Raw genomic sequence first — 10,951 nt, forward strand, 5'->3', positions numbered from 1 at the left:
CCGCGGTGAGCAGCGCCGACCGAGGCGTCCGCGCTGCCGTAGTCCGCATAAGGCAGAGCGTAAGCCGCTTCGCGACCACGCGTCGGCAGCGCCCCGTCGCGATGTGGCGGGTTCAACCCGACGGGGTCACGGGTAGCGGAGGGTGTCCGTCTATGTTGTCCCGGTGACGAACCCGAACCTGCCGCCCGCCCTGTACCTCCCGACCGGCCCGGTCAGCACCGAGACCGAAGGCGCGTCGATCGAGCTGCGCCGGACGCCGGACGGCCGGACCGCGCTGGTCGCCTTCACCGCGCTGGACCGGCTGATCGACTGCTGCGGCGAGCACCAGCCGTGGGTCCTGGTGAACACCGAGCACCTGCCGAAGGTGCACTCGGCGAACCCGTACGACGTGATCGTGCTCGATTCGCCGCTGCCCGAGGAGCTGCGCCACCACGTCTGAGCGTGGTTCAGCTCTCACTCAAGAGACTCCCGACGTCATATCCGTAGACTTCCCAGATGCCGCGTGGGCGGTCAGCAATGCAGCTGTCGGACGCAGGAGGTGCGGGGTGGCCGAGCAGGTCGGCGAAACCACGGGTGGTCCGGTGACCAAGATCCTGGTCGCCAACCGTGGCGAAATCGCGGTACGCGTCATCAGAGCCGCGAAGGACGCTGGCCTGGCCAGTGTCGCGGTGTACGCCGATCCGGATCGCGACGCGCCTCACGTGCGCCTGGCCGACGAAGCCTTCGCGCTGGGCGGCACGACGGCCGCCGAGAGCTACCTGAACTTCGACAAGCTGCTGGACGCCGCCAAGCGGTCGGGTGCCGACTCGGTGCACCCGGGCTACGGCTTCCTCTCCGAGAACGCGGACTTCGCCCAGGCCGTCCTCGACGCGGGGCTGACCTGGATCGGGCCGAGCCCGCAGGCCATCCGCGACCTCGGCGACAAGGTCACCGCCCGCCACATCGCCATGCGCGCGGGCGCGCCGCTGGTGCCGGGCACGAAGGAGCCGGTGCAGGACGCCGCCGAGATCGTCGCGTTCGCCGACGAGCACGGCCTGCCGGTGGCCATCAAGGCCGCGTTCGGCGGTGGCGGCCGCGGCCTCAAGGTCGCCCGCACCCGCGAAGAGATCCCCGAGCTGTTCGAGTCCGCCACCCGCGAGGCGGTCGCCGCCTTCGGCCGCGGCGAGTGCTTCGTCGAGCGGTACCTGGACAAGCCGCGGCACGTCGAGGCGCAGGTGCTGGCCGACATGCACGGCAACGCGATCGTCGTCGGCACCCGCGACTGCTCGCTGCAGCGCCGGCACCAGAAGCTCGTCGAGGAGGCGCCCGCGCCGTTCCTGAGCGACGACCAGCGCAAGCGCATCCACGAGTCGGCGAAGGCGATCTGCAAGGAAGCCGGCTACTACGGCGCCGGCACGGTCGAGTACCTCGTCGCGGTCGACGGCACGATCTCCTTCCTCGAGGTCAACACGCGGCTGCAGGTCGAGCACCCGGTGTCGGAGGAGACGACCGGGCTCGACCTGGTGCGCGAGATGTTCCGCATCGCGCGCGGCGAAAAGCTGCGGATCACCTCCGACCCCGAACCGCGCGGCCACTCGATCGAGTTCCGCATCAACGGCGAGGACGCCGGCCGCGGCTTCCTGCCCGCGCCGGGCACGGTGACGAAGTTCGTCGCGCCGAGCGGGCCGGGCGTGCGCGTCGACTCGGGCGTCGAATCCGGCAGCGTCATCGGCGGGCAGTTCGACTCGATGCTGGCCAAGCTGATCGTCACCGGCTCGGACCGCACCAACGCCCTCGAGCGCAGCCGCCGCGCCCTCGCCGAGATGGTCGTCGAAGGCATGGCGACGGTCCTGCCGTTCGACCGCGTGATCGTGGACGACCCGGCGTTCATCGGCGACGAGAACGGCTTCAGCGTGCACACGCGCTGGATCGAGACGGAGTTCGACAACAAGATCGAGCCGTTCGTGGCGCCGGACGTCGAGGCCGCCGAAGAGGAACCGCGGCAGAACGTCGTCGTCGAGGTCGGCGGGCGCCGGCTCGAGGTGTCGCTGCCGGGCGGGTTCGCGCTCGAAGGCGGCGGCGGGGGCGGCACCGCCGTCAAGGCGAAGCCGCGCAAGCGCGCCGGCGGCACCAAGGCCGCGGTGAGCGGCGACGCCGTCATGGCGCCGATGCAGGGCACGATCGTGAAGGTGGCCGTCGAAGAGGGCCAGGCGGTCGAAGCCGGTGAGCTGATCGTCGTCCTCGAGGCGATGAAGATGGAGAACCCGGTCACCGCCCACAAAGCGGGCACCGTCACCGGGCTTTCGGTCGAGGTCGGCGCCGCCGTGACGCAAGGCACACAGCTGCTCGAGATCAAGTAGCACGGTTCGTTACAGATGTCGTGGTGGGCCGCCCCCGGAGCGGCCTACCATCGACTACGTGACCGAAGTCCCGTCTCCGCAGCTGCGGATCAGCGACCAGAACCGTGAGTCCGCGCTGTCCGCGCTCGGCGAGCACATGACGGCGGGACGGATCGACATCGACGAGTACGGCGAGCGCTCGGCCCGGATCACCGCGGCCAAGACGCGCGGCGAGCTCGGCGAGATCTTCGCGGACCTGCCGGCTCCCCACCCGGCGTACGAGGACGTCCCCCAGGCCGTCGCGCCGCCGCCCGAGCCGGCGGCCGCGCCCGCGCCACGGCCGCCGGGGACACCCGACAACTGGTCGCCGCCGCAGCGGTTCCTCGCCGCGATCGTGCCGCTGGCCTTCATCGCGGCGATCGCGCTGATCGCCTCGGGCGTCCTGGCCTGGCCGATCATCTTCGTCCCGATCGGGCTGACCGTGTTCGGCAAGTCGATGTGGGGCCACGACTGGAACCACGACCAGCGGCACCACGACCGCCGCGACCGGCACCTGCGCGACCGCGAGCGCCGCCGCGAGCTGCGTGACTCCTACCGGCGCGAGCTGGGCCGCTGATCCCGCCGTGGGCGACATGCGGTTGAGCGACGAGGAACGCCAGGACGCCTTGGACGTCCTGGAGGAACACGTCCGCACCGGCCGGCTGGACATCGACGAGTACGGGACGAGGTCCGCGAAGGTCACGGCGGCGAGGCGGGTCAGCGAGCTCGTCCCGCTCTTCGACGACCTGCCGTCGCCTCGGCCGAGTGCGTTGCTGAACGGGGTTTCCGCGCCCGGGGTCCCGGTGAGGTCCGGCGAGAGCCCGCTGGCCAACTTCCTGACCCGCAGCGCGGTGCCGATCGCGATCGTGCTGGCGATCGCGGTGCTGATCCTGTCCCGGGGCCGGTTGCTGATCATCTCGGTGGCGTTGCCGCTGGTGGTCGCGGCGATGGCGGGGATGCGCCGCCGCCGCTGAACCCTGCTCCGGCGGCTGGCCGCCGGGCCGGGGGCGGCTCGCTTGCGGCCTGGCTAGGCTGGGTGGAGTGGAACCGGTGGAGATCAACGCGGGCACGTACTACCTGCGCCAGCTGCGCGCCGACCGTCACATCGATGACCGCCCGTTGCTGATGGAGGCGTTCGCCGACCCGACGCACCGCAAGTACGTCCTGAACTACCGGCTGCGCACGCTGGACGAGGCCACCGAGTACGTGGCCCTGCGAGCCGCCCAGTGGGCGGGCGACGAGCGTTGTTCGTGGGCGATCGCGGAGCCGACCTCCGGCAGGCTGCTGGGCGAGGTCGGGTTGCGGGAGCTGAACCTGGACGCGTCGTACGCGGAGGCGACGATCTGGGTCCACCCGGCGGAGCGCGGCAAGGGGATCGCGACGACGGCGTTGAACGCGGCGCTGCGGTTCGGCTTCGGCGGCTTGGGGCTGACCGAGGTGAGTTACCGGTACGAGGAGAGCAACGCGGCCTCGGCGATCGTGGCCGAACGCTGCGGGTTCACGCTGGTCGGCCCGGAGGCGGAACGAGCGCCCACGGGTGAGCGGTTGATCCGGTGGCACCGCACTTCCTGACCGCCACCGGATCCCACGCCGGACTTCAGCTCACCGGCTCCACGATGCCCGCGCGGGCCTCCGGTGCCGCCGACCTCAGCGCGTCCGCCGCTTCGTCGCTCGGCTGGGACTGGGACCTGCGCTCCGCATCCACCCGGGCCCGGTAGACCTCGATCTCGTGCTTCACCGTTTCGGGCGACCAGCCCAGGACCTCGCCCACCAGGGTGGCCACCTGCTCGGCGCAGTCCACCCCCCGGTGCGCGTACTCGATCGAGATGCGCGTCCGGCGGGCCAGGACGTCCTCCAGGTGCAGCGCCCCTTCGTGCGAAGCCGCGTACACGACCTCGACGCCCAGGTAGTCCGGGGCGTGTTCGATCGGCTTCAGCAGCTCCGGGCGGCCCTCCGCCGAGGCCAGGACCTCGTGGACCAGTGAGCCGTAGCGGTCCAGGAGGTGCCTCACCCGGTAGGGGTGCAAGCCGTGCTCGGCGGCCAGGTGGTCGGCCTGGTTGACCAGCGCGTGGTAGCCGTCCGCGCCCAAGAGGGGGACCTTGTCCGTGATCGACGGCTGGGAGCGGCCCGGCAGGTCCACCGCGGCCGCGTCGACCGCGTCCGCGGCCATCACGCGGTAGGTGGTGTACTTGCCGCCCGCGATGGCGACCAGCCCGGGGGCCACCCGAGCCACCGCGTGCTCGCGGGACAGCTTCGACGTCTCTTCGCTCTCCCCCGCCAGCAGGGGGCGAAGGCCCGCGTACACGCCTTCGATGTCGTCGTGCGTCAGCGGGGTCGCGAGGACCGTGTTGACGTGCTCGAGGATGTAGTCGATGTCGTGCTTCGTCGCCGCCGGGTGGGCCAGGTCGAGGTTCCAGTCCGTGTCCGTCGTCCCGACGATCCAGTGGTTGCGCCACGGGATCACGAACAGCACCGACTTCTCGGTGCGCAGGATCATCCCCGACTCCGAGACGATCCGGTCGCGCGCGACGACGATGTGCACGCCCTTGCTCGCCCGCACCCGGAACCGGCCGCGGCCGCCCGACAGGCGCTGGAGTTCGTCGGTCCAGACGCCGGTGCAGTTGATCACCGCGGCCGCCGAAATCTCCGTTTCGCGGCCGTCCTCGACGTCGCGCACGCGCACGCCGGACACCCGGTCGGCTTCGCGCAGGAAGCCGACGACCTGGGTCGACGTCCGCACGACCGCGCCGTAGTGCGCCGCCGTCCTGGCCACCGTCATCGTGTGGCGGGCGTCGTCGGACTGGGCGTCGTAGTAGCGGATCCCGCCGATCAGGGCCGACCGTTTGAGCGCCGGCACCATCCGCAGCGCGCCGGCGCGAGTCAGGTGCTTCTGACCCGGGACGCTGCGGGCGCCGCCCATCGTGTCGTACATCAGCAGGCCCGCCGCGGTGTACGGGCGCTCCCACACGCGGTGCGTCAGCGGGTAGAGGAAGCTCACCGGCTTCACCAGGTGCGGCGCGATCGTCGTCAGCATCAGCTCGCGCTCGCGCAGCGCCTCCCGGACCAGGCCGAACTCGAGCTGCTCCAGGTACCGCAGGCCGCCGTGGAAGAGCTTGCTCGACCGGCTCGACGTCCCGGACGCGAGGTCGCGGGCCTCGACGAGCGCAACCCGCAGCCCGCGCGTCGCGGCGTCCAGCGCCGTGCCCGCCCCGACCACGCCGCCGCCGATGACGACCAGGTCGAACGTCTCCTTGCCGAGCCGCTGCCACGTCTCTTCCCGCTTGACCGGGCCCAGTCGAGCCGGGTTGGTCTCCGCTGCGTGCTGCGCCACGTGACATTCCTCCTCGTGCCGGCGAGGCTTCCAGCATCGCACGACCCGGTGATCATCCGCCCGTCCACGGATGACACTTGTGGCGTAACCCTCCGCGATCTTGAAAAGATTCGGCTGCCCGGTGCTTGGAAGTAGCTTCTACGCCCCGGTAACGTCGCGCGGACGTGGGTCGGCAACGGTGCCGTGGCACGCCGTGATCGACCCTGCGCAGAGTGTCCAGTGTGGAGGTGCAGCGGTGAGTGCTGGAGCGATAATCGTCTGGGAACTACTGGGAACGGCGACGCTGATCCTGCTCGGCAACGGCGTGGTGGCCAACCACGTGCTGCGCAAGAACAACGGCTACAACGCGGGATTCCTGTTCATCAACCTCGGCTGGGCCTTCGCGGTCTTCACCGGTGCCAGCATCGCCGCGCCCAGCGGCGCGCACCTCAACCCGGCGGTGACCCTCGGGCTCGCCATCGCCGACAAGACGCCGTGGGCCGACGTCCCGTTCTACTTCATCGGGCAGATGGCGGGCGCGATCATCGGCGCGGTGCTCTGCTGGGCCACCTACAAGCTGCAGTTCGACGACCACCCCGAGCCCGAGAACACCCTCGGCATCTTCTCCACCGGACCGCAGATCCCGAACACGGCGTGGAACCTCGTCACCGAGATCATCGGCACGTTCGTCCTGGTCGCGTGGATCCTGCTCAGCCCGGTGTACGCCGCCGGCGACGGCGGCACGCCGAACTTCGGCAACTCCGCGCTGGGCTACGCGGGCGTCTCGTTCGTGGTGCTGGTGATCGGTGCCTCGCTCGGCGGGCCGACGGGCTACGCCATCAACCCGGCCCGCGACCTCGGCCCGCGCATCGCGTACGCGTTCCTGCTGCCGATCCGCAACAAGGCGAACGCCAACTGGGGCTACTCGTGGATCCCGGTCGTCGGCCCGCTGGCCGGTGGCGCCATCGCCGCCCTGCTCTACCTCGTCGTCCACAACCTGACCTGATCGCCTCCTCCGACGCGAATTTCCGGGAGCACACATGACTTCGTACGTAGCAGCGATCGACCAGGGCACCACGTCCACCCGGTGCATGATCTTCAACCACGAAGGCCGCGTCGTCTCCGTCGACCAGCGCGAGCACGAGCAGATCTTCCCCCGCGCCGGCTGGGTCGAGCACAACGCGGAAGAGATCTGGGAGAACACCCGCCGGGTCGCCGCGGGCGCGCTGGCCAAGGCCGACATCACCGCCAAGGACATCGCCGCCGTCGGCATCACCAACCAGCGTGAGACCGCGCTCGTCTGGGACAAGACGACCGGCAAGCCGGTGTACAACGCGATCGTCTGGCAGGACACCCGCACCGACAAGATCGTCACCGAGCTCGGCAACCTCGGCGGCGGCCAGGAGCGCTACCGCGACAAGGTCGGCCTCCCGCTCGCGACGTACTTCTCCGGGCCCAAGGTCAAGTGGATCCTGGACAACGTCGAGGGCGCGCGCGAGAAGGCCGAGGCCGGTGACCTGATCTTCGGCAACATGGACACCTGGGTGCTGTGGAACATGACCGGCGGGGCCGACGGCGGCGTCCAGGTCACCGACCCGACCAACGCCTCCCGCACCATGCTGATGGACCTCGACACCCTGCAGTGGGACACCGAGATCGCCGGCGAGATGGGCATCCCCCTTTCGATGCTGCCGGAGATCCGCTCCTCGTCCGAGGAGTACGGCAAGGTCCGCGAGAAGGGCGCGCTGGCCGGCGTCCCGATCGCGGGCATCCTGGGCGACCAGCAGGCCGCGACGTTCGGCCAGGCCTGCCTCTCGCCCGGCGAGGCCAAGAACACCTACGGCACCGGCAACTTCATGCTGCTCAACACCGGCACCGAGAAGGTGATGTCGCAGAACGGGCTGCTCACCACGGTCTGCTACAAGATCGGCTCGAACGACACGGTCTACGCGCTGGAAGGCTCCATCGCCGTCACCGGTTCGCTGGTGCAGTGGCTGCGCGACAACCTCGGCATGATCACGACCGCGGCCGAGATCGAGGAGCACGCGCGCAGCGTCGAGGACAACGGCGGCGCGTACTTCGTCCCGGCGTTCTCGGGTCTGTTCGCTCCTTACTGGCGATCCGACGCTCGCGGCGCGATCGTCGGGCTCACCCGGTTCGTCAACAAAGGACACCTCGCCCGCGCGGTGCTGGAGGCGACCGCGTTCCAGACGCGCGAGGTGCTCGACGCGATGAACGCCGACTCCGGAGTGCCGCTGAAGGCGCTCAAGGTCGACGGCGGGATGGTCGTCAACGAGCTGCTCATGCAGTTCCAGGCCGACATCCTCGGCGTGCCGGTGATCCGCCCGGTGGTCAACGAGACCACCGCGCTGGGTGCCGCGTACGCCGCCGGCCTCGCCGTCGGGTTCTGGAAGTCCGAAGACGACATCCGCACCAACTGGGCTCAGGGCAAGCAGTGGGAGCCGTCGATGGACGACGCCCGCCGCGAGCGCGAGTACCGCAACTGGAAGAAGGCCGTCACCAAGACCTTCGACTGGGTCGACGAAGAGGACTGACCGGCCACGGCCGGGGGTGCCGCCTCATGGCGCTCCCGGCCTGCCCGGTCACACCTCCCAGCCCTCCGGCTCGCCGGATTGTGCGTTCGGGGCGATGACCATGAACGGCACGCCCTGGTCGTCGGCGACCCGCACCTGCCGCCCGTACGGCGAGTCGAAGGGTTTGCCCTCGACCCGGCCGCCGAGCTCGGTCACCTTGGCCGCGGCCGCGTCGGCGTCCGCCACCCAGAAGTACGCCGACCAGTACGACGGCACCTCCGGTGGCAGCGATGCGGGCACCCCACCGAGCCCGCCGACCGGGCGCCCGTCGATGAGCACCACCGCGTACGTGAAGTCGTCGCCGGAGATGTCCTGGAAGCCGTAGCCGAAGATCTCTTCGTAGAACGGCTTCGCGGCCGCGTAGTCCCGGCTCAGGCATTCGTTCCAGGCCAGCGCGCCGGGGGCCGCGGTGACCTGCGTGCCGATGTGGTCGCCGGCCTCCCAGAGCCCGAAGACCGCGCCCGCCGGATCGGCCGCGACGGCCATCCGGCCCGCCTTCATCACCTCCATCACCGGCACGACGATCCGCCCGCCCGCCTCGGTGATGGCCGCGGCCGTGCGGTCCACATCGGACACCGCGAGGTAGGTCGTCCAGGCCGCGGGGACGTCCTGGCCCGGTGGGGTCCGGCCGATGCCGGCGACCGGGCGGCCCCGCAGCTCCGCCATGCCGTAGAAACCGGTCTCCGCACCGCCCGGATGCACTGTCCAGCCGAAGAGGCCGCTGTAGAAGGCGATCGCCTTCTCCTGGTCGGGCACCATCAGGTCCACCCAGCTGGGCGTACCGTCGGGCCATCTTTCGTCCCGGAACACCATGCCGACTCCCAACCCTCGTCCGTGCCGCCGCTGGTGACGACCGGCACAGTGTTGCACCGGGCACCGACAAAAACCGAAAATCAGGCCTGGACCAGGCGGGCGTACACGACGATGTTGTCGACGTAGTTGTGCGCGGACCGGTCGAAGACCCCGCCGCAGGTGATCAGCCTCAGCTCGGGATCGGCCGTGTCGTCGTAGACGCCTTCGCGCTCGAAGTCCTTCTTCGGCACCTGGTGCACCTTGGTCACCTCGAACACCACGGTGGTGCCGTCCTTGCGGGCGATCGAGACGCGGTCCCCGGCGGCCAGTTCCTTGAGCCGGAAGAAGATGCCCTTCTGGTGGTTCCCGTCGACGTGCCCGAGGACGACGGCCGGGCCGACCTCGCCCGGCGTCGGCGCGTAGGTGTACCAGCCGGCCTGCAGCGGCGTGGTCACCGGCGGCACCTCGACGGTGTTGTCCGGGTTGAGCCCCAGCGGGACCAGCGACGAGTGCGCGCCGATCTTCGGGATGTCGATCGAAACGGGCTCGGACTTCGGCAGCACCGCGACGGCGTCCTGGCTGTCCGCCGGGGACTCGGGAACGACCGCGACCGGCTGCGCGGGCGGCGGCTGCGCGGTGCCCGGGCCGGGGCCACCGCCGAGCGTCAGCGCCAGCACCACCAGGGTGGCCAGCAACGCCGCGACGACGGCGATCAGGACACCCCGTCTGCTCGTGATCCTCCTGGTCATGCTCTCCCCCTGACTGGCGCCTGCAAGTTCACACGTCCGGGTGGTTCGTTCGGTTGAGCCCCCGACGTTACCTCCGTGCTCGGGTCAGCGACGGCGCGCCCGCCGCGCCAGCACCAGCCCGGTCCCGCCGACGGCCAGCGCGCCCATGGCGGCCGCGGCCGGGAAGCCGGAGTCGTCGACCGGGCCGTCGGTGCCCCCGGTCTGCGGCGCGCCCGACGGCACCTTGGCGACCTGCTTGGCCGCCGGGAGCACCGCGAGCCAGGCCGTGGAGCGCTCCGGGCCGCAGGACAGCGTGACGGCGTACTTGCCGGGCTTGACGTCCTTCACGGTGCCGACGTCCCAGTTGCGACGCGGGTCGAAGGCGAGCGCCTCCGACTGCACGGACACCTTCTCCGCGGGTTCGCGGGTCCGGCAGGACCAGTCGAGGCCGATGCGCGCACCGGGCACTCCCCCGGCCGGGGACAAGGTCATCGGGCGGGTGATCCGGCCCGTCGGGCTCGGCGGGACCGAGGCCGACGGCATGCCGGTCGGGGACGGCGGCGCGGTCCGGATCGTGCTCGTCGACGGGGTCGCGGGCGCGCCCGTCGGCGTGGTGGCGAGCGCGGCGCCGGGCGCGAGGACCAGGAAAGCCGCGGCAACGCCCGCGACGACAACGGTGTTCTTCATTCTTTCTCCCCTGTGAATTCCGGATCGGAAAACAACGGGCGACGGACACCGTTCGCAGTTCCCCCTGCTTCGGCCCCAGCCCCCACCTACGCTTCCAAGGACGTCTCCACCTGCGGTTGGTTGCGCCCGGAGGTCACGAATGCGTCGCGAAAAGATGTTTCCGGCACCCATGGAAAAAGCCGCCCCGAGAGGCGGCTTCCGGTTCGGGAAATCAGTGAGTCAGCGTCGCCGTGATCGACTCGCCAGCACGAGACCGCCACCGCCGGCGGCCAGCACGCCCATCGCGCCCGCGGCGGCGAGCGGTCCGTGCCCGGCCGCACCGCCACCGGTCTGCGGTGCCCCGGACGGCACCTTCGCCACCTGACGACGTTCACCCAGAACGGTGAACTTGGTGGTCAGGTTCGCGCCGCCGCAGGAGAACGACACCTGGTAGACGCCCGGTTTCGCGGGCTGCACGATCGCCGACGCGGCCGCGGCCGGCGC

The 10,951-nt window shown here is 70.7% G+C and carries 11 protein-coding genes and 1 pseudogene; 7 read left to right on the forward strand and 5 right to left on the reverse strand.

Features of this window, described 5'->3' with window-relative positions; all coding sequences use genetic code 11:
* Nucleotides 1-163: 163 nt before the first annotated feature.
* The 5 genes from CCN39_RS36155 to CCN39_RS36175 all read left to right on the forward strand — a co-directional run bounded on the left by CCN39_RS36155 (nucleotide 164) and on the right by CCN39_RS36175 (nucleotide 3,929).
* Nucleotides 164-439 (forward strand): SAV_915 family protein, encoded by a 276-nt coding sequence (locus tag CCN39_RS36155; RefSeq protein WP_167455284.1) that lies wholly within the window; start codon nucleotides 164-166, stop codon nucleotides 437-439.
* 106 nt (nucleotides 440-545) lie between these two features.
* The gene (locus CCN39_RS36160) at nucleotides 546-2,339 is read left to right on the forward strand and encodes an acetyl/propionyl/methylcrotonyl-CoA carboxylase subunit alpha (RefSeq protein ID WP_086849759.1); all 1,794 of its coding nucleotides are present in this window, start codon (nucleotides 546-548) and stop codon (nucleotides 2,337-2,339) included.
* A 58-nt stretch (nucleotides 2,340-2,397) separates the two neighbouring features.
* Nucleotides 2,398-2,934, forward strand: a complete 537-nt coding sequence (locus tag CCN39_RS36165) for a DUF1707 SHOCT-like domain-containing protein (RefSeq protein ID WP_086849761.1) — start codon at nucleotides 2,398-2,400, stop codon at nucleotides 2,932-2,934.
* Nucleotides 2,935-2,941: 7 nt separating this feature from the next.
* Nucleotides 2,942-3,331 (forward strand): DUF1707 SHOCT-like domain-containing protein, encoded by a 390-nt coding sequence (locus CCN39_RS36170; protein WP_086849762.1) that lies wholly within the window; start codon nucleotides 2,942-2,944, stop codon nucleotides 3,329-3,331.
* A 67-nt stretch (nucleotides 3,332-3,398) separates the two neighbouring features.
* Nucleotides 3,399-3,929, forward strand: a complete 531-nt coding sequence (locus CCN39_RS36175; protein ID WP_086849764.1) for a GNAT family N-acetyltransferase — start codon at nucleotides 3,399-3,401, stop codon at nucleotides 3,927-3,929.
* Nucleotides 3,930-3,954: 25 nt separating this feature from the next.
* Here the strand turns inward: CCN39_RS36175 and CCN39_RS36180 are convergent, their stop codons facing one another.
* On the reverse strand, nucleotides 3,955-5,688 hold the full coding sequence (locus CCN39_RS36180) for a glycerol-3-phosphate dehydrogenase/oxidase (RefSeq protein WP_086849766.1): 1,734 nt from the start codon (nucleotides 5,686-5,688) through the stop codon (nucleotides 3,955-3,957).
* A 235-nt stretch (nucleotides 5,689-5,923) separates the two neighbouring features.
* Here CCN39_RS36180 and CCN39_RS36185 point away from each other — a divergent pair, with 235 nt between their 5' ends.
* Both CCN39_RS36185 and glpK read left to right on the forward strand, forming a co-directional pair.
* On the forward strand, nucleotides 5,924-6,673 hold the full coding sequence (locus CCN39_RS36185; RefSeq protein WP_208630536.1) for an MIP/aquaporin family protein: 750 nt from the start codon (nucleotides 5,924-5,926) through the stop codon (nucleotides 6,671-6,673).
* Between the two features lie 34 nt (nucleotides 6,674-6,707).
* Nucleotides 6,708-8,222: a glycerol kinase GlpK gene (glpK, locus tag CCN39_RS36190; RefSeq protein WP_086849768.1), complete on the forward strand. Its 1,515-nt coding sequence runs from the start codon at nucleotides 6,708-6,710 to the stop codon at nucleotides 8,220-8,222.
* A 48-nt stretch (nucleotides 8,223-8,270) separates the two neighbouring features.
* On the opposite strand, the gene CCN39_RS36195 is transcribed toward glpK, so the two are convergent.
* The 4 genes and pseudogenes from CCN39_RS36195 to CCN39_RS36210 all read right to left on the reverse strand — a co-directional run.
* Nucleotides 8,271-9,074: a VOC family protein gene (locus tag CCN39_RS36195; protein WP_086849770.1), complete on the reverse strand. Its 804-nt coding sequence runs from the start codon at nucleotides 9,072-9,074 to the stop codon at nucleotides 8,271-8,273.
* Nucleotides 9,075-9,154: 80 nt separating this feature from the next.
* Complete coding sequence (locus tag CCN39_RS36200; protein ID WP_086849772.1) at nucleotides 9,155-9,802, reverse strand: class F sortase; 648 nt, start codon at nucleotides 9,800-9,802, stop codon at nucleotides 9,155-9,157.
* Between the two features lie 84 nt (nucleotides 9,803-9,886).
* Nucleotides 9,887-10,468 (reverse strand): hypothetical protein, encoded by a 582-nt coding sequence (locus tag CCN39_RS36205; RefSeq protein WP_086849774.1) that lies wholly within the window; start codon nucleotides 10,466-10,468, stop codon nucleotides 9,887-9,889.
* 219 nt (nucleotides 10,469-10,687) lie between these two features.
* Nucleotides 10,688-10,951, reverse strand: a pseudogene (locus tag CCN39_RS36210) (hypothetical protein); the annotation flags it as partial.

Source organism: Amycolatopsis kentuckyensis (genome assembly GCF_002155975.1).
GTDB classification, from domain to species: domain Bacteria; phylum Actinomycetota; class Actinomycetes; order Mycobacteriales; family Pseudonocardiaceae; genus Amycolatopsis; species Amycolatopsis kentuckyensis.